Annotated in this window: 15 protein-coding genes; 8 read left to right on the top strand and 7 right to left on the bottom strand. The window is 63.7% G+C overall.

Annotated features, from left to right (window positions below):
* Nucleotides 1-28: 28 nt before the first annotated feature.
* Nucleotides 29-976, bottom strand: a complete 948-nt coding sequence (locus tag OCX61_RS25605; RefSeq protein ID WP_261941884.1) for a choline ABC transporter substrate-binding protein — start codon at nucleotides 974-976, stop codon at nucleotides 29-31.
* A 442-nt stretch (nucleotides 977-1,418) separates the two neighbouring features.
* On the opposite strand from OCX61_RS25605, the gene OCX61_RS25600 reads away from it, so the two are divergent.
* Nucleotides 1,419-2,795 (top strand): L-serine ammonia-lyase, encoded by a 1,377-nt coding sequence (locus tag OCX61_RS25600; protein WP_261941883.1) that lies wholly within the window; start codon nucleotides 1,419-1,421, stop codon nucleotides 2,793-2,795.
* 494 nt (nucleotides 2,796-3,289) lie between these two features.
* A complete protein-coding gene (gene gbdR / locus OCX61_RS25595; protein ID WP_085676322.1) occupies nucleotides 3,290-4,396 on the top strand; it encodes a choline metabolism transcriptional regulator GbdR in 1,107 nt (368 codons plus the stop codon).
* Between the two features lie 121 nt (nucleotides 4,397-4,517).
* On the opposite strand, the gene OCX61_RS25590 is transcribed toward gbdR, so the two are convergent.
* The 5 genes from OCX61_RS25590 to choX all read right to left on the bottom strand — a co-directional run bounded on the left by OCX61_RS25590 (nucleotide 4,518) and on the right by choX (nucleotide 8,617).
* Nucleotides 4,518-4,775, bottom strand: a complete 258-nt coding sequence (locus OCX61_RS25590; RefSeq protein WP_003255717.1) for a hypothetical protein — start codon at nucleotides 4,773-4,775, stop codon at nucleotides 4,518-4,520.
* 268 nt (nucleotides 4,776-5,043) lie between these two features.
* On the bottom strand, nucleotides 5,044-5,514 hold the full coding sequence (locus OCX61_RS25585; protein WP_261941882.1) for a thioesterase family protein: 471 nt from the start codon (nucleotides 5,512-5,514) through the stop codon (nucleotides 5,044-5,046).
* A gap of 10 nt (nucleotides 5,515-5,524) precedes the next feature.
* The gene (locus OCX61_RS25580; RefSeq protein WP_261941881.1) at nucleotides 5,525-6,490 is read right to left on the bottom strand and encodes an L-carnitine dehydrogenase; all 966 of its coding nucleotides are present in this window, start codon (nucleotides 6,488-6,490) and stop codon (nucleotides 5,525-5,527) included.
* 176 nt (nucleotides 6,491-6,666) lie between these two features.
* The gene (cdhC, locus tag OCX61_RS25575; RefSeq protein ID WP_261941880.1) at nucleotides 6,667-7,551 is read right to left on the bottom strand and encodes a 3-dehydrocarnitine:acetyl-CoA trimethylamine transferase CdhC; all 885 of its coding nucleotides are present in this window, start codon (nucleotides 7,549-7,551) and stop codon (nucleotides 6,667-6,669) included.
* A gap of 121 nt (nucleotides 7,552-7,672) precedes the next feature.
* Nucleotides 7,673-8,617 carry a choline ABC transporter substrate-binding protein gene (choX, locus tag OCX61_RS25570; protein WP_261941879.1) on the bottom strand — a complete coding sequence of 315 codons (945 nt, stop codon included), beginning with the start codon at nucleotides 8,615-8,617 and terminating at the stop codon, nucleotides 7,673-7,675.
* 146 nt (nucleotides 8,618-8,763) lie between these two features.
* On the opposite strand from choX, the gene OCX61_RS25565 reads away from it, so the two are divergent.
* A complete protein-coding gene (locus tag OCX61_RS25565) occupies nucleotides 8,764-9,708 on the top strand; it encodes a GlxA family transcriptional regulator (protein WP_261941878.1) in 945 nt (314 codons plus the stop codon).
* A 117-nt stretch (nucleotides 9,709-9,825) separates the two neighbouring features.
* Here the strand turns inward: OCX61_RS25565 and OCX61_RS25560 are convergent, their stop codons facing one another.
* Nucleotides 9,826-10,227: a lysozyme inhibitor LprI family protein gene (locus OCX61_RS25560; protein ID WP_261941877.1), complete on the bottom strand. Its 402-nt coding sequence runs from the start codon at nucleotides 10,225-10,227 to the stop codon at nucleotides 9,826-9,828.
* A 285-nt stretch (nucleotides 10,228-10,512) separates the two neighbouring features.
* On the opposite strand from OCX61_RS25560, the gene OCX61_RS25555 reads away from it, so the two are divergent.
* From OCX61_RS25555 to etfA, 5 genes are all read left to right on the top strand, one after another.
* Nucleotides 10,513-11,490, top strand: a complete 978-nt coding sequence (locus tag OCX61_RS25555) for a dipeptidase (protein ID WP_023382781.1) — start codon at nucleotides 10,513-10,515, stop codon at nucleotides 11,488-11,490.
* 76 nt (nucleotides 11,491-11,566) lie between these two features.
* Nucleotides 11,567-12,097, top strand: coding sequence for a DUF5943 domain-containing protein (locus tag OCX61_RS25550; RefSeq protein ID WP_008091518.1), 531 nt, complete (start codon nucleotides 11,567-11,569; stop codon nucleotides 12,095-12,097).
* Nucleotides 12,098-12,112: 15 nt separating this feature from the next.
* On the top strand, nucleotides 12,113-14,173 hold the full coding sequence (gene dgcA / locus OCX61_RS25545) for a dimethylglycine demethylation protein DgcA (RefSeq protein ID WP_261941876.1): 2,061 nt from the start codon (nucleotides 12,113-12,115) through the stop codon (nucleotides 14,171-14,173).
* Between the two features lie 173 nt (nucleotides 14,174-14,346).
* Entirely contained in the window at nucleotides 14,347-16,299 is a 1,953-nt protein-coding gene (gene dgcB / locus OCX61_RS25540) for a dimethylglycine demethylation protein DgcB (RefSeq protein ID WP_261941875.1), read from the top strand.
* Entirely contained in the window at nucleotides 16,299-17,531 is a 1,233-nt protein-coding gene (etfA, locus tag OCX61_RS25535; protein WP_261941874.1) for an electron transfer flavoprotein subunit alpha, read from the top strand. The genes dgcB and etfA overlap by 1 nt, the downstream gene beginning before the upstream one ends.
* Nucleotides 17,532-17,533 lie beyond the last annotated feature (2 nt).

The following is a 17,533-nucleotide window of genomic DNA, read 5'->3' as shown; positions in this document are numbered from 1 at the left end:
CCCCGAGGTAGCGCTATGACGTGTTGCCTTACTGCGCCAGCTTGGCCTTGGCCGCCTCAAGGCCCGGCTTGCCATCCACGGTGGTGACGCCCGCCAGCCAGGTGTCCAGCTTGCCGGGGTTGTCCTTGAGCCACTTCTTGGCGGCCGCCTCGGGCTTCATCTTGTCGTCCAGGACATAGCCCATCATGGTGCTTTCATCCTTGAGCTCGAACGACAGGTTCTTCAGGAGCTGGCCGACGTTGCTGCATTCCTGCACATAGCCCTTGCGGGTGTTGGTCAGCACGGTGGCTTTGCCGAAGTCGGGGCCGAAGAATTCGTCCCCGCCAGTCAGGTACTGCATCTTGAAGCGGGTATTCATCGGGTGCGGTTCCCAGCCCAGGAACACCAGCGCCTCGCCGCGTTTCTGCGCGCGGTCGACCTGCGACAGCATGCCGGCCTCGCTCGACTGCACGATCTTGAAACCAGCGTCCTTGAGGCCGAAGGCATTCTTGTCGATCATGCTCTGGATGGTGCGGTTGCCATCGTTGCCGGGCTCGATGCCATAGATCTTGCCGTCCAGTTCCTTCTTGAACTTGGGAATGTCGCTGAAGTCCTTGAGCCCCTTGTCATACAGCGCCTGGGGCACGGCCAGGGTGTACTTGGCGTTTTCCAGGTTGGCGCGCACGGTCTCCACAGTGCCGGCGTCACGGTACTGCTTGATGTCGTTCTCCATGGTCGGCATCCAGTTGCCGAGAAACACGTCCAGGTCCTTGCCGGTGGCCAGCGACTTGTAGGTCACCGGTACCGAGATCATGGTGGTGTGGGTCTTGTAACCCAGTGCTTCGAGCACAACGCTGGTGGTCGCCGTGGTGACCGTGATGTCGGTCCAGCCGACATCGGAGAAGCGTACCGTCTGGCACTGCTCGGGTTCGGCGGCCTGGGCCAGGAACGGTGCGGACAGCATCGCAACCAGCAACAGCGAGGGTGAACCTTTCATGGATGGACTCCTGTGATTTTGTCTTCGGGTTCGCTTGGGTCGCCGGGCTTTCTCAGGGTCCGGTCGACCAGGCCTGCAGAGGGCAGGATGCGTGGCCGTGCTTTACGAGTCGCTTTTGATAATCCTCCAGCGCCGGGCAATCGCCTACTGGTGGGGTCGTAACCAGTACGGAACGGGTCGCATCCAGTACGGGCGATGTCGTTTATGAGTTTTTCCTCCCCTGTAGCCGCATTTTTGCGTCACCACGCCGTTCGAAAACGGCGCGAAGGTGGCCGAAAAGGCTGCGGCGCTGCTGGACAAAAGTACGTCGGTTGCAGACGGCGAGGGGGTAGGCAAAAGCCCGATGATGCGTGCATTCGTGGCGGCTCGCAGCTTCAGCCTAGCAGTTGCCCCGCCCTGCGCATGGCGCGCAGAGACAAGCCCAGCAAGAGGTGATTCGACAATGGCCATCAGCGTGTTCGACCTGTTCAAGATCGGTGTCGGGCCTTCCAGCTCCCACACCGTCGGCCCCATGCGTGCCGGCGCCCTGTTCGTCCAGGGCCTGCGTGAGCGCGGCGAGTTGGAACAGGTGCAAAGGATCGAAGTGCGGTTGTACGGTTCGCTGTCGGCCACCGGCATCGGCCATGGCACCGACAACGCCACCATCATGGGCCTGATGGGCGAATGGCCGGACGCCATCGACCCGACCCAGATCGTCCCGCGGATCGCCGACCTGCGCGAAACCAATACCCTGAAGCTGGATAACCGCCTGCCCATCGAGTTCGTCTGGGCCCGCGACATGCTGCTGCTGGACGAGAACCTGCCGTACCACCCCAATGCCATGACCCTGATCGCCGAGGGCGCCCAGGGCGAGCTGCACCGCGACACCTACTACTCGGTCGGTGGCGGTTTCGTGGTCGACGCCGCCCAGGCCGCCAGCGGCGTGCTGGATGCCGACCAGACAGTGCTGCCGTACGATTTCAACAGCGCCGCCGAACTGCTGCGCCTGTGCAAGCAAAACGACCTCAGCGTGTCGCAATTGATGATGGCCAACGAGAAAGTCTGGCGCAGCGAGGAAGAGATCCGCGCCGGCCTGCATAAGCTCTGGGAAGCCATGCAGGAGTGCGTCAACAACGGCCTGAAATACGAAGGCACGCTGCCCGGCGGGCTCAACGTGCGCCGCCGCGCCGCCAAGCTGCACCGCAGCCTGCAGGAGATCGGCAAGCCCAACGTGATCGGCTCGACCATGAGCGCCATGGAGTGGGTCAACCTGTTCGCCCTGGCGGTCAATGAAGAGAACGCCGCCGGCGGGCGCATGGTTACCGCGCCCACCAACGGCGCGGCCGGTATCATCCCGGCGGTGCTGCACTACTACATGCGCTTCAGCGATGCGGTGGATGAGTCCAGCGTGGTCGACTTCTTCCTCGGCGCCGCCGCGGTGGGCATCCTGTGCAAGAAGAACGCGTCGATTTCCGGTGCCGAAGTCGGCTGCCAGGGTGAGGTCGGCTCGGCCTGCGCCATGGCCGCTGCGGGCCTTGCCGAAGTGCTCGGGGCGACGCCGGCGCAGGTGGAGAACGCCGCCGAAATCGCCCTGGAACACAACCTCGGGCTGACCTGCGACCCGGTCGGCGGCCTGGTGCAGGTGCCGTGCATCGAGCGCAACGCGATTGCTGCAGTGAAGGCGATCAATGCCGTGCAGATGGCCCTGCGCGGCGATGGCGAGCACTTCATCTCCCTCGATCAGGTGATCCGCACCATGCGCGATACCGGCGCCGACATGCATGACAAGTACAAAGAGACCTCGCGCGGTGGCCTGGCGGTCAGCGCCATCGAGTGCTGAGTTTTCAGGCTGGCCTCAAGGGCCTCTTCGCGGGCAAGCCCGCTCCCACAGGTTTGGTGAGGTTCCTGTGGGAGCGGGCTTGCCCGCGAAGAGGCCCTTTAAGTCTGATCGAAGTGCATCGGCGCTTGCCGTGCCCTATTACAGTGCGTGTTTGATGCTGCCGATCGTCGGGTGTCGCTATCAGTGTGGGCATTGTCGGTGACACTCAAGAGTGTCGTTTCTGGGCAACCTGGATTGCGCGTGTCACCAAATTGCTCAGCCGTTACACGCAATGCGCTAGCACGGCGCTTTGCGAAGACTTGCCAACTCGATCGAAGTACCTGATTTGCCGAATGAAGGCGTCGTTTTCAGGTTTTTTCGGATGGTCGTTCAATTTCAGGCACGACCCTTGCGTTGAGATTGGCAGCAAGCCCCTGCACATGAACCTGGGGCCATAACAAGAAAATCAGTGCCCGCCTGAGGCACACCCAGCATTTGTGTGAGGAGAAATCGCGATGACGTCGTACACCTCCGGGAACCCAACCCAGAACCGCACAGCACCCCAGTCCATCGGGTTTCTTCTATTGGACAATTTCACCCTGATTTCCCTGGCATCGGCGGTTGAGCCGCTGCGCATGGCGAACCAGCTGTCCGGCCGCGAGCTGTACCGCTGGCACACGCTGACCGCCGATGGCGGCCAGGTGTGGGCCAGCGATGGCCTGCAGATCACCCCGGATGCGGCGATGCACAGCGCGCCGCCGATCGACACGGTGATTGTCTGCGGCGGCGTGGGTATCCAGCGCAGCGTCACCCGTGAACATGTCACCTGGCTGCAGGCCCAGGCGCGTCAGTCGCGCCGCCTCGGCGCGGTGTGCACCGGCAGCTGGGCGCTGGCCTGCGCAGGCCTGCTCGACGGCTTCGATTGCAGCGTGCACTGGGAATGCCTGGCGGCGATGCAGGAGGCCTTCCCACGGGTGAACATGAGCACCCGCCTGTTCACCCTCGACCGTAACCGTTTCACCAGCTCTGGCGGTACCGCGCCGCTGGACATGATGCTGCACCTGATCAGCCGCGATCACGGCCGCGAGCTGTCGGCGGCGATCTCCGAAATGTTCGTCTACGAGCGCATCCGCAACGAACAGGACCACCAGCGCGTACCGCTCAAGCACATGCTCGGCACCAACCAGCCGAAGCTGCAGGAGATCGTCGCGCTGATGGAGGCCAACCTCGAAGAGCCGATCGACCTCGACGAACTGGCGGTGTATGTGTCGGTGTCGCGTCGGCAGCTCGAGCGGCTGTTCCAGAAGTACCTGCATTGCTCGCCATCGCGCTATTACCTGAAGCTGAGGCTGATCCGCGCGCGGCAGTTGCTCAAGCAGACGCCGATGTCGATCATCGAAGTGGCCTCGGTATGTGGCTTTGTCTCCACGCCGCACTTCTCCAAGTGCTACCGCGAGTACTTCGGCATTCCGCCGCGTGATGAGCGCGTGGGCTCCAACACCGCGCAGCAGGTGGCGATGATGCCTATCCCGCAGGCCATGACCCTGTCGCCGCACAGCGGCCCGATGGCGGCCCTGAGCCAGGCGCGCAACGAGTCGACATTTGCAAGTGTAAGGCTCTGAAACAGAGCTGGCCCCTTCGCGGGCAAGCCCGCTCCCACAGGTTACGGCACCGCTTTTGAATGCGGTGCACTACCTGTGGGAGCGGGCTCGCCCGCGAAGGTGCCAGTACAGGAAAAATCGGTCAGGCGCGTTTATTAAACTGTGCCAAAGCCGGCAATAGTTGTTTGTCGATGGCCTGGCGCACCGCCGGCAGGATCGTCGCGCTACCGGTATACATCTGCTCTACCATCCCCTTCAGCGCCCGCGCATTGGGCTCGGTCAAACCGCGTACCACCGCTTCGCAGGCCTGCTCGGCACTGGCCCCGGCGGGAATGTCGAACCCGCGTGCGCGCAGGTGGCCTGCCAGGTCGTCCTGGTCAATCAAATCCGCATGCATCATGGCTGTTGTCCCTTTTATCGCTAAGAGAGTGCTGCTGTGATTTACGACCGATTCTGTGACGACGGCGACATGCCCGCAACAACAGAATGCCGGCATGGCTGCTTTGGCTAAGAACAGGTCGTTCCCGGCTAAATCGACCTGGCAGGAACTGCGCACACTCAAGCCATCTACCGCAATGGAGGGTTTGGTCACCCTCGTCATGCACAGTGGATGTTGCTCGCTCTTGGCCCCGGATGCTCACGGCTTTCCGGGGTTATTTTTTGTCTGGTCAGCCAGGTAGTTGCAGGACGCGGCCGACAAACTCCGCAGCCGGCAGGTCGCGCTGGCTATCCTGCAGGCTTTGCAGCAACGTCACGCTGCGCTCGCCGAACGGCGCCGACTTCGGCCCGGCCAGGTCCACATGCAACAGCATCTGCTCGCTGGCAGCCAGCACCTCGTCGAACCCGGCCCGGTGCAGGCTGTGATAGACATGCAGGCGCTTGCGATCGAAGCCGATGATCTGCGTCTGCACCCACACCTCGGTACCCAGCTTCACCTCATGCAGGTAGTTGATGTGCGCCTCCAGGGTGAACAGCGAGTTGCCGCTCTGCCCGCGGCTGTCGGCATCCAGGCCGATGCGCTCCATCAGCGCATCGGTGGCGTAGCTGAAGATCAGCAAATAGAAGGCATCGCGCAGGTGCCCGTTGTAATCGACCCAGTCCTCCTGGACCGGGGTGCGGTAGGTGATCAGTGCGGGCATCGTGTGCTCCTCAGTCGCCGAAACTCATGCCATGGTTGGCCTTGCTGGTTTTCACGGCTTCCAGCACCGCCAGCAGGGTGTCATCACGATAGCGCTCCAGCGCGGCGATGCTGCGCTCGCCCAACTGATCCGACGTGCCGTCCACCACATCGTCGATCAGCTTGTCGGTCAGCTCCGGTGCCGGCAGGTAGGTCCAGGGCAGTTTCAGCGCCGGGCCGAACTGCGACATGAAGTGGCGCATGCCAGCATCACCACCGGCCAAGGTGTAAGTGAGGAAGGTGCCCATGAACGACCAGCGCAGGCCGGCGCCAAAACGGATGGCATCGTCGATCTCGCCGGTCGTCGCCACGCCGTCGTTGACCAGGTGCAGGGCTTCGCGCCACAGCGCTTCAAGCAGGCGGTCGGCGATGAAACCGGGGACTTCCTTGCGCACATGCAGCGGGCGCATGCCGAGGGCGGTGTAGATGGCTTTTGCTGCCTCGATGGCTTGCGGTGCGGTGCGGTTGCCGCCGACGATCTCGACCAGCGGCAGCAGGTAGACCGGGTTGAACGGGTGGCCAACCACGCAGCGCTCTGGGTGAGTGGACGACTCGTAGAACTCGCTGGGCAGCAGGCCTGAAGTGCTGGAGCCAATGATCGCTTCTGGTTTGGCGGCAGCGCTGATCTTGGCGTGCAGGTCGAGCTTGAGGTCCAGACGCTCTGGCGCGCTTTCCTGGATGAAATCGGCGTCGCGCACGCATTCCTCGATGGTGGCAACGAATTTAAGCCGGTCCTGCGACGCACCTGGAGCCAGGCCTTGCTTCTCCAGTGCCGGCCAGGCGTTGGCGATGCGCTTGCGCAGGGCCTGCTCGGCGCCGGGGGCAGGGTCCCAGGCGACTACGTCCAGGCCATGGGCCAGGGCGCGGGCTACCCAGCCGCTGCCGATCACGCCGCTACCCAGGGCGGCGAAGGTCTTGATCTCGGTGATGAAGGGCATATCGAGTCCTCGGGGTGAACAGAATTATTGGGACGAGCGCCAGTCTTTGTGGGAGCGGGCTTGTCCCGCGAAGCAAGCGACGCGATGGTGCATGGCATGGCACCGGCTGCGCCGGTGTTCGCGGGGCAAGCCCGCTCCCACAGGATTTGTGGCGCTGCTGCAATCGTTGTCAGGGATCAGCGGCGCTTGAGGTTCATTTTTTCCCGGCCTTCTGCCGGGCTGAGCACGCGGCCACCCATGCGGGTGATGATCTCGGCGGCGCGTTCCACCAGTTGGCCGTTGCTGGCCAACACACCACGGTCCAGGTACAAGTTGTCCTCCAGGCCTACGCGCACGTTGCCGCCGAGCAGCACGGCCTGCGCGGCCATCGGCATCTGCATGCGGCCGATGCCGAAGCCGGCCCAGGTGACGTTGGCCGGCAGGTTGTCGACCATGGCCTTCATGGTGGTGGTGTCGGCCGGTGCGCCCCACGGGATGCCCAGGCACAGCTGGAACAGCGGGTCTTCGAGCAGGCCTTCCTTGATCATCTGCTTGGCAAACCACAGGTGGCCGGTGTCGAAAATTTCCAGCTCGGCCTTCACCCCCAGTTCGGTGATGCGCTTGGCACCGGCGCGCAGTTGCGCAGGGGTGGAGACGTAGATGGCGTTGCCGTCGCCGAAGTTGAGGGTGCCGCAGTCGAGGGTGCAGATTTCCGGCAGCAGGGCTTCGACATGGGCCAGGCGCTCCAGCGGGCCGATCAGGTCGGTACCGGGGCCGAATTCCATCGGCGATTCACCCGGGCCGATTTCCAGGTCGCCACCCATGCCGGCGGTGAGGTTGACGATGATGTCGACGTCGGCCTCGCGGATGCGCTCCATGACTTCGCGGTACAGCGCCACGTCGCGGCTGAAACGGCCGGTCTGCGGGTCGCGGACATGGCAGTGGACCACGGTGGCGCCGGCCTTGGCGGCTTCCACGGCGGATTTGGCGATCTGTTTCGGGGTGACCGGGACCAGGTGGCTCTTGGCGACCGTGTCGCCAGCGCCGGTGAGGGCGCAGGTGATGATGACGTCGTGGTTCATGGCGGTTCCTTGTGTGGTCTGTGGTGGCCATTTCGCGGGCAAGCCCGCTCCCACAGGGTTCTCGGCGAACCCTGGTGAGCGCTATTGCTGTGGGAGCTGGCTTGCCGGCGATGAGGCCTTGTCAGTTGGCGGTGAGCTTGAGGTTGTCCGCCGCAGGCTTGCCATCGAAGGTGGTCACACCCTCAAGCCAGCGGGCCTTGTCCTGGGGGTGATCCTTGAGCCACTGGCGGGCCGATTCCAGCGCGTCCTTGTGGTCGAGCAGCGGCTGCATCATGCGGCTCTCGTCCTCGGCACTGAAGTTCAGGTTGGCCAGCAGGCGGTGGGCATTGGGGCAGCGTTCGGCGTAGTCCGGGGCGGTCACCGTCCATACCGTGGCGCGGCCTTCGTCCGGGCCCAGGGCATCCTGGCTGTCGCCCAGGTAGGCCATGTCGATGTTCACGTTCATCGGGTGCGGCGCCCAGCCGAAGAACACCACCGCTTCCTTGCGCCGTACTGCGCGGTCGACAGCGGCGAGCATGCCGGCTTCGCTGGACTCGACCAGCTGGAACTTGCCCAGGTCGAACTGGTTCTTGCTGATCATCGCCTTGATCTGGGTGTTGGCACCGGAGCCGGGCTCGATGCCGTAGATCTTGCCGCCCAGCTCTTTCTCGAACTTGTGGATGTCGGCAAAGGTCTTCAGGCCCTTGTCATACAGGTACTTCGGCACGGCGAGCGTGGCGCGGGCGTCTTCCAGGCTGGGTTTTTCGAGGACCTTGACCTGGTTGGCGTCGACGAACGGGGTAATGGTCTGGGTCATGATCGGGTTCCAGTAACCCAGGAACATGTCCAGGCGCTTGTCGCGGATACCGGCAAAGATGATCTGCTGCGAGGCGCTGGTCTGCTTGGTCTGGTAACCCAGGCCGTCGAGCAGCACCTGGGCCATGGCGCTGGTGGCGATGACGTCGGTCCAGTTGACCACGCCCAGGCGTACGTTTTTGCAGGCTGCTGGCTCGGCGGCGAAAAGCGGGGTGGAAGCGATGCTGCTCAGGGCAAGGGTCAACAGACTGCGGCGGATCAAGCTGTGCATGGTGGCTCTCCATCGGCAGGGCATTTTTTATAGGTTTCGGCCTCTCTGGGCCGTGTGAACACGCTACGCTGCACCCGGGGTAGGAAATCGCACCCTGGCGACCAAGATTTGCACGGAGGCGACCACCTTCAGCCGTGGAGCATGCAATGCCGCAACTGATTCATTTCCTGCTGTTGCCGGGCTTCTCGGCGATGGGCTTCATCAGTGCCCTCGAACCGCTGCGCGTGGCCAACCGTTTCAAGGGGCCGTCGTATCGCTGGCGCGTGCTGAGCCTGGATGGCGGTGCGGTGCAGGCCAGCAACGGCATGTCGGTGAATGCCGATGGCGCACTGGGGGAGGGCGAAGCAGGCGGGGTGCTGTTGATCGTCGCCGGCTTCGAGCCGCTGGCCTGTTACGGCCCACGGCTGCAGCAGGCGTTGCGCAGGCTTGACCACGAAGGGGTGATCCTTGGCGGCATCGACACCGGCCCGGTGGTGCTGGCTGAAGCCGGCTTGCTCGACGGCTACCGCGCAACCTTGCACTGGGAAGCGCTGGATGCATTCAAGGAGCGCTATCCACGCTTGCAGGTCACCCAGGAGTTGTTCGAGATCGACCGGCGCCGTATCACCTGTGCCGGCGGCACCGCGTCGATCGACCTGATGCTCGACCTGATCGGCCAGGCCCATGGCATTGAGCTGGCAGTACAGGTATCCGAGCAGTTCGTGCTGGGGCGTATTCGACCGCGCCAGGACCACCAGCGCATGCAGATTGCCAGCCGTTACGGGATCAGTAACAAGAAGCTGGTGAAGGTGATCGGCGAGATGGAACGCAACATTGAACAGCCGCTCAATACCCAGGTGCTGGCCGATGCGGTGCAGGTGACCCGGCGGCAACTGGAGCGGCTGTTTCGCTTGCATCTGGACGACACGCCTAGTGGCTTCTATCTGCGGTTGCGGCTGGACAAGGCGCGGCAGTTGTTGCGCCAGACCGACATGAGCGTGCTGGAGGTGGCGGTGGCGTGCGGGTTCGACTCGGCTTCGTACTTCACCCGCTGCTACCGGGCGCGGTTCGAACGGTGCCCGCGGGAGGATCGTCTAGCCAGGGCAATGTGATTTCCTCCCGTACTGGCCTCTTCGCGGGTAAACCCGCTCCCACAGGGACTGCACAGATCTGAAGCGCTGTGGTGTACCTGTGGGAGCGGGTTTACCCGCGAAGAGGGCGGTGCAGGATTATTGCTGGCCGATGGACTGCAGGTACTCCGAGCGGTCATCACTGCGCTGCGCCACGCAGGTATCCCAGGCTGCCTGGAACGCTTTGCTGCCTGGCTTTTCGGCATAGGTCTCGACCTTGCAGTCGGCATCACGCAGCTGCGTCCACAGTTTCTCGGCGGCGTCCATGCGCCCGACCAAGGCAGTAGCTTTGTCGCCTTCGTCGGCATACTGGTCGCGAATGCGCTGGATCAGGTCGTCATACGCCGATTTCAATTCGCGCTCGGCGGTCTGCTTGTTGAACGCCGCGCAAGCGAAGGTCTGCTGGTCGCTTTCGACGTTGTCGCACGGGGTGCTTTCTTCCTCCCCGGCGTGGGCGCCCGAGACGACCGCCAGCAGTACCAGCCATGCCATTGATTTCATCCGTTTTCTCCTCAACAAGGCTGACCAATCGGCTGGATTCTCGCTCAGCCGCAGACAAGACGATAGCTCTCTGACGAAATGTTCATGAAACGGCGGCAAATGTCGTTATCGAGACTGTCTCTCATCGCCAGGCAGCGCGCCAGAGGGCGCGATGTCGCGCATTGACGCTTTCGGCAAACCCCCTGTCGTTTTTGCATCGGGGCGTCGCAGGGCACAGGCATATGCTGGCCCCAAAGCGCCGGCAGAAGATTCGGCGCGGCCCATATCAACAAAGGGGACAGCCTGATGAGCCCAGCCGAACTTCACGCCGACAGCATCGTCATCGACGGCCTGATCATTGCCAAATGGAACCGCGAGCTGTTCGAGGACATGCGCAAAGGCGGGCTGACTGCGGCCAACTGCACGGTGTCGGTCTGGGAAGGCTTCAAGGCCACTGTCGACAACATCGCCGCCAGCCAGAAGCTGATCCGCGAAAACAGCGACCTGGTGATGCCGGTGCGCACCACCGCCGACATCCGCAAGGCCAAGGAACTGGGCAAGACCGGCATCCTCTTCGGCTTCCAGAACGCCCACGCGTTTGAAGACCAGATCGCCTACGTCGACGTGTTCAAGCAACTGGGCGTGGGCATCGTGCAGATGTGCTACAACACCCAGAACCTGGTCGGCACCGGTTGCTACGAGCGTGATGGCGGCCTGTCGGGCTTCGGCCGCGAGATCGTCGCCGAAATGAACCGTGTCGGCATCATGTGCGACCTGTCCCACGTCGGCTCCAAGACCTCCGAGGAAGTCATCCTCGAATCGAAGAAGCCGGTCTGCTACTCCCACTGCCTGCCTTCGGGCCTGAAGGAACACCCGCGCAACAAGTCGGACGAAGAGCTGAAGTTCATCGCCGACCACGGCGGCTTCGTCGGCGTGACCATGTTCGCGCCGTTCCTGGCCAAGGGCATCGACTCGACCATCGACGACTACGCCGAAGCCATCGAGTACACCATGAACATCGTCGGTGAAGACGCCATCGGTATCGGTACCGACTTCACCCAGGGCCACGGCCAGGACTTCTTCGAATACCTGACCCACGACAAGGGCTACGCCCGCCGCCTGACCAACTTCGGCAAGATCATCAACCCGCTGGGCATTCGCACTGTCGGCGAATTCCCCAACCTCACCGAGACCTTGCTCAAGCGCGGCCATTCCGAGCGCGTGGTGCGCAAGATCATGGGCGAGAACTGGGTCAACGTCCTCAAGGACGTCTGGGGCGAGTAAGCCGCTCTCCAAGCCTGATAGCCCCTGCCAGCAACGCCGGGGCACCCACATAAAAATTTTATGGAGTTGAGTTTCCATGGCCAAGATCGCCCCGCAATTGCCAATCGAAGTCGACAGCGAGACCGGTGTCTGGACCAGCGACGCCCTGCCGATGCTGTATGTGCCGCGCCATTTCTTCGTCAACAACCACATCGGCATCGAGGAAGTGCTGGGCGCCGACGCCTATGCCGAGATCCTCTACAAGGCCGGCTACAAGTCCGCCTGGCACTGGTGCGAGAAGGAAGCCGAATGCCATGGCCTGGAAGGCGTGGCGGTGTTCGAGCACTACATGAAGCGCCTGAGCCAGCGCGGCTGGGGCCTGTTCGAGATCCAGGACATCGACCTGGATAAAGGCACCTGCAGCGTCAAGCTCAAGCACTCCGCGTTCGTGTACGTCTATGGCAAGTGCGGCCGCAAGGTCGACTACATGTTCACCGGCTGGTTCGCCGGCGCCATGGACCAGATTCTCGCTGCCCGTGGCAGCAAGATCCGCACCGTGGCCGAACAGGTCTACGGCGGGTCGGAAGAAGGCCACGAAGATGGCCTGTTCGTCACAAAGCCGTTGTAAGCCGGAGATAGCGTCATGGCATTCGAAGCAATGTTCCAGCCGATCCAGATCGGCAAACTGACCATCCGCAACCGCGTGCTCAGCACCGCGCACGCCGAGGTCTACGCCACTGACGGCGGCATGACCACCGACCGCTACGTGAAGTACTACGAAGAGAAGGCCAAGGGCGGCATCGGCCTGGCGATCTGCGGCGGCTCCTCTGTCGTCGCCATCGACAGCCCGCAGGAATGGTGGTCGTCGGTCAACCTGTCGACCGACCGCATCATCCCGCACTTCCAGAACCTGGCTGACGCCATGCACAAGCATGGCGCCAAGATCATGATCCAGATTACCCACATGGGCCGTCGCTCGCGCTGGGACGGCTTCAACTGGCCGACCCTGATGTCGCCGTCGGGTATCCGTGAACCGGTGCACCGCGCTACCTGCAAGACCATCGAGGTCGAAGAGATCTGGCGCGTGATCGGCAACTACGCACAGGCTGCGCGTCGTGCCAAAGAGGGCGGCCTGGACGGCGTGGAATTGTCGGCTGTGCACCAGCACATGATCGACCAGTTCTGGAGCCCGCGGGTCAACAAGCGCACCGACGAATGGGGCGGCACCTTCGAGGGCCGCATGAAGTTCGGCCTGGAAGTGCTCAAGGCTGTGCGTGCCGAAGTTGGCGACGACTTCTGCGTGGGCATGCGCATCTGCGGTGACGAATTCCACCCCGATGGCCTCAGCCACGAGGACATGAAGCAGATCGCCGCCTACTACGACGCCACCGGCATGATCGACTTCATCGGCGTGGTCGGCTCGGGTTGCGACACCCACAACACCCTGGCCAACGTCATCCCCAACATGAGCTACCCGCCGGAGCCGTTCCTGCACCTGGCGGCCGGCATCAAGGAAGTGGTCAAGGTTCCGGTGCTGCACGCGCAGAACATCAAGGACCCGAACCAGGCTACGCGCATTCTGGAAGGCGGTTACGTGGACATGGTCGGCATGACCCGCGCGCACATCGCCGACCCGCACCTGATCGCCAAGATCAAGATGGGCCAGGTCGACCAGATCAAGCAGTGCGTTGGCGCCAACTACTGCATCGACCGCCAGTACCAGGGCCTGGATGTGCTGTGCATCCAGAACGCTGCGACCTCCCGTGAATACATGGGGGTGCCGCACATCATCGAGAAGACCACCGGGCCCAAGCGCAAGGTCGTCATCGTCGGTGCCGGCCCTGCCGGCATGGAAGCAGCCCGCGTGGCGGCCGAGCGCGGCCACGACGTGACCGTGTTCGAGAAGAAGGAGCAGATCGGCGGGCAGATCACCATCGCCGCCAAGGCGCCGCAGCGCGACCAGATCGCCGGTATCACCCGCTGGTACCAGCTGGAGTTCGCCCGCCTGAAGATCGACCTGCGCCTGGGCACCGCCGCTGACGTGGCGACCATCCAGGACCTGCGCCCGGACATCATCGTGCTGGCCGTGGGTGGGCATTCGTTCCTGGAGCAGAACGAGCACTGGGGCGCCGCCGAAGGGCTGGTGGTCAGCAGCTGGGATGTGCTCGACGGCAAGGTCGCGCCGGGCAAGAACGTGCTGGTGTACGACACCATCTGCGAATTCACCGGCATGTCGGTGGCCGACTTCATCGCCGACAAGGGCAGCCAGGTCGAGATCGTCACTGACGACATCAAGCCGGGCGTGGCCATGGGCGGTACCACCTTCCCGACCTACTACCGCAGCATGTACCCGAAAGAAGTGATCATGACCGGCGACATGATGCTGGAAAAGGTCTACCGCGAGGGCGACAAGCTGGTGGCGGTGCTCGAGAACGAGTACACCGGCGCCAAGGAAGAACGCGTGGTCGACCAGGTGGTGGTGGAAAACGGCGTGCGTCCTGACGAGCAGCTGTACTACGCGCTGAAGGAAGGTTCGCGCAACAAGGGCCAGATCGATGTGGAGGCGCTGTTCGCCATCAAGCCACAGCCGATCCTCAGCCAGCCGGGCGAGGGCTACCTGCTGTACCGCATCGGTGACTGCGTGGCCCAGCGCAACGTGCATGCGGCGATCTACGACGCCTTGCGCCTGTGCAAGGACTTCTGATCGGTCTGTCGGCACACACCGGCCCCTGTGGGAGCGGGCTTGCCCGCGAAAGCTTCAGCACGAACAACTTGGTTGTCTGACCTGACGCATTCGCGGGCGAGCCCGCTCCCACAGGGCCGGTGCAGGATTCCAGGGGCCTGAACCCCTAGCAACCGCTGTTGTGGGAGCCTCCCATGTTGAACACCCTTCTACCCATCCTGCTGTTCGCTGCCCTTGGCCTGGCAGTGCTCGGCGCCCTGCGCCGGGTGCGCATGTGGCGGCGTGGCCGGCCGTCCAAGGTCAACCTGATCGGCGGCCTGCTGGCCATGCCGCGGCGCTACCTGGTCGACCTGCACCACGTGGTCGAGCGCGACAAGTACATGTCCAAGACCCACGTGGCCACCGCTGGCGGCTTCGTGCTGTCGGCCGCGCTGGCGATCCTGGTGCACGGTTTCGGCTTGCAGAGCAAGATTCTCGGCTACGCACTGCTGGTCGCCACGGTGATCATGTTCACCGGGGCCATCTTTGTCTTCAAACGCCGCCTGAACCCGCCTTCGCGCCTGTCCAAGGGCCCTTGGATGCGCCTGCCGAAGAGCCTGCTGGTGTTCGCCGCCAGTTTCTTCATCGCCACTTTGCCGGTCGCTGGCATCCTGCCGGCCAACACGGGCGGCTGGGTGATGGTCGGCATTCTCGGCCTGGGTGTGCTGTGGGGCGTGTCGGAGCTGTTCTTCGGCATGACCTGGGGCGGCCCGATGAAACACGCCTTCGCCGGCGCCCTGCACCTGGCCTGGCACCGCCGCGCCGAACGCTTTGGCGGCGGCCGCTCCACCGGCCTCAAGCCGCTGGACCTGGAAGACCGTAACGCGCCATTGGGCGTGGAAAAACCGGTGGACTTCACCTGGAACCAGCTGCTCGGCTTTGACGCCTGCGTGCAGTGCGGTAAATGTGAAGCCATGTGCCCGGCATTCGCCGCGGGCCAGCCGCTGAACCCGAAAAAACTCATCCAGGACATGGTCATCGGCCTGGCCGGTGGCACCGATGCACAATTCGCTGGCAGCCCGTACCCGGGCAAACCGATCGGTGAACACGGCGGCAACCCGCACCAGCCGATCGTCAACGGCCTGGTCGATGCCGAGACGCTGTGGTCATGCACCACCTGCCGTGCCTGCGTCGAGGAGTGCCCGATGATGATCGAGCATGTCGATGCCATCGTCGACATGCGCCGCCACCTCACGCTGGAGAAGGGTGCGACCCCGAACAAGGGCGCCGAAGTACTGGAAAACCTGATCGCCACCGACAACCCGGGCGGCTTCGCCCCGGGCGGGCGGATGAACTGGGCGGCCGACCTCAGCCTCAAACTGCTGTCGGAGGTGAAAACCACCGAAGTGCTGTTCTGGGTCGGTGACGGTGCCTTCGACATGCGCAACCAGCGCACCCTGCGTTCGTTCGTCAAAGTGCTCAAGGCCTCCGGCGTGGACTTCGCCGTGCTCGGCCTCGAAGAGCGTGACAGCGGTGACGTGGCGCGCCGCCTGGGCGATGAAGCGACCTTCCAGCAACTGGCCAAGCGCAACATCCAGACCCTGGCCAAGTACAAGTTCCAGCGCATCGTCACCTGCGACCCGCACAGCTTCCATGTACTGAAGAACGAGTACGGAGCGCTGGGCGGCGACTATGAAGTGCTGCACCACAGCACCTACATTGCCGAACTGATCGAAGCGAAAAAGCTCAATCTTGGCCAGCACAAGGGCGGCAGCGTCACCTACCACGACCCGTGCTACCTGGGCCGCTACAACGGTGAGTACGAAGCCCCGCGTGCGGTGCTCAAGGCGCTGGGTATCGAAGTGCGCGAAATGGAGCGCTCGGGCTTCCGCTCCCGTTGCTGCGGTGGTGGTGGCGGTGCGCCGATCACCGACATCCCCGGCAAGCAGCGGATCCCGGACATGCGCATGGACGATATCCGCGAAACCAAGGCCGAGCTGGTGGCCGTGGGTTGCCCGCAGTGCACCGCGATGCTCGAAGGCGTGGTCGAACCGCGCCCACAGATCAAGGACCTCGCCGAGCTGGTGGCTGATGTGCTGATCGAAGAGGAAACTCCCGCGGCCCCAAAGTCGCCAACGGTTAAACGCGAACCTGCGGAGGTCCATTGATGAGCGATATTATCCGCCGCGATCCACGCGCCGAGTGGATCGCCCGTAACCGTCTGCATCCGCTGCACGCGGCGATGCAGACGCAACAGACCCGCTGGATGGGGCCCAACGGCCTGGTCCGCAAGAACCCCCATGCCATCGCCGCAGGCTTCATCGGCCCGGCCGGACTCAAGCGCATCGACCGCAGCGGCGCCCAGCAGGGCACCGGTGTCGGCGGGCGGCGTACGGCGGCGGCCGAAGTGCAGCTGCCGCTGCACCAGGTGCCAGCACCGGCGTTCTACATCGCTGTGGTACCGGACATGGTCGGCGGCCGCCTGAGCAGCCACGACCGCGACCTGCTGGGCCTGGCCCACGGCCTGGCCGGCAGCGACGGTGCAGTGCTGGCGGTGGTGTTCGGCGAACACAAGGAAAGCAACTTTTCCACTGCCGGTGTCGATCGCTTGCTGATCCTCGAAGGCGAGGAATTCGAAGGTTATGCACCGGAGCAACTGGTGCAGGGCCTGCGCGCTGTGGATAACCAGTTCACCCCACGCCACTGGCTGCTGCCAGACAGCCGAACCGGTGGCGGCGAACTGGGCCGTCGCCTCGGTGCGTCCCTCGGCGAACGCCCGGCGACACGGGTCTGGCAGGTCAAGGACGGCCAGTGCATCGGCCGCGCCGGTGCCGGCCAGCAAGACCTGCAACGCGCCGTGCCACGCCTGATCCTGGGTGCGGCGGAGTGTGCCGAGCCGGTCAGCGAAACCCGTCACGAAGCGCTGCCGGTGGAGTTGTCCACAAGCGTGGTGCGCAGCTTGTCGCGCATCGAGGACCTCGGTTCGGTGGCCGTCGACCCGGCAACCATCGCCATGGCCGAAGCCGAGTTCATCGTCTCTGGCGGTAACGGCGTCAAGGACTGGGACCTTTATCACCAGGCTACTGCTGCCCTCGGCGCCACCGAAGGCGCCTCGCGGGTGGCGGTGGACGACGGCTTCATGCCGCGCAACCGCCAGGTCGGTGCTACCGGTACCTGGGTCACGGCACGGGTCTACGTGGCTGTCGGTATCTCCGGCGCGATCCAGCACCTGCAGGGCATCGGCGCCTGCGACAAGGTGGTGGCGATCAACATGGACCCGGGCTGCGACATGATCAAACGGGCCGACCTGTCGGTGATTGGCGACAGTTCGGCGATTCTGAAGGCACTGATCGAGGCTGTGGACAACTTCCGCAGCGGCGGCCAGCGCGACGCGGCATAAGG

Origin of the sequence: Pseudomonas sp. LRP2-20 (assembly GCF_024349685.1) — a bacterium.
GTDB lineage: Bacteria > Pseudomonadota > Gammaproteobacteria > Pseudomonadales > Pseudomonadaceae > Aquipseudomonas.
The sequence above is the reverse complement of the archived record's forward strand: the minus strand, read 5'-3'. Positions and strand labels throughout refer to the sequence as shown.

Coding starts and splice junctions, on each gene's coding strand:
- OCX61_RS25605 (WP_261941884.1), bottom strand. CDS start 976: ATGAAAGGTTCACCCTCGCTGTTGCTGGTTGCGATGCTGTCCGCACCG.
- OCX61_RS25600 (WP_261941883.1), top strand. CDS start 1,419: ATGGCCATCAGCGTGTTCGACCTGTTCAAGATCGGTGTCGGGCCTTCC.
- gbdR (WP_085676322.1), top strand. CDS start 3,290: ATGACGTCGTACACCTCCGGGAACCCAACCCAGAACCGCACAGCACCC.
- OCX61_RS25590 (WP_003255717.1), bottom strand. CDS start 4,775: ATGATGCATGCGGATTTGATTGACCAGGACGACCTGGCAGGCCACCTG.
- OCX61_RS25585 (WP_261941882.1), bottom strand. CDS start 5,514: ATGCCCGCACTGATCACCTACCGCACCCCGGTCCAGGAGGACTGGGTC.
- OCX61_RS25580 (WP_261941881.1), bottom strand. CDS start 6,490: ATGCCCTTCATCACCGAGATCAAGACCTTCGCCGCCCTGGGTAGCGGC.
- cdhC (WP_261941880.1), bottom strand. CDS start 7,551: ATGAACCACGACGTCATCATCACCTGCGCCCTCACCGGCGCTGGCGAC.
- choX (WP_261941879.1), bottom strand. CDS start 8,617: ATGCACAGCTTGATCCGCCGCAGTCTGTTGACCCTTGCCCTGAGCAGC.
- OCX61_RS25565 (WP_261941878.1), top strand. CDS start 8,764: ATGCCGCAACTGATTCATTTCCTGCTGTTGCCGGGCTTCTCGGCGATG.
- OCX61_RS25560 (WP_261941877.1), bottom strand. CDS start 10,227: ATGAAATCAATGGCATGGCTGGTACTGCTGGCGGTCGTCTCGGGCGCC.
- OCX61_RS25555 (WP_023382781.1), top strand. CDS start 10,513: ATGAGCCCAGCCGAACTTCACGCCGACAGCATCGTCATCGACGGCCTG.
- OCX61_RS25550 (WP_008091518.1), top strand. CDS start 11,567: ATGGCCAAGATCGCCCCGCAATTGCCAATCGAAGTCGACAGCGAGACC.
- dgcA (WP_261941876.1), top strand. CDS start 12,113: ATGGCATTCGAAGCAATGTTCCAGCCGATCCAGATCGGCAAACTGACC.
- dgcB (WP_261941875.1), top strand. CDS start 14,347: ATGTTGAACACCCTTCTACCCATCCTGCTGTTCGCTGCCCTTGGCCTG.
- etfA (WP_261941874.1), top strand. CDS start 16,299: ATGAGCGATATTATCCGCCGCGATCCACGCGCCGAGTGGATCGCCCGT.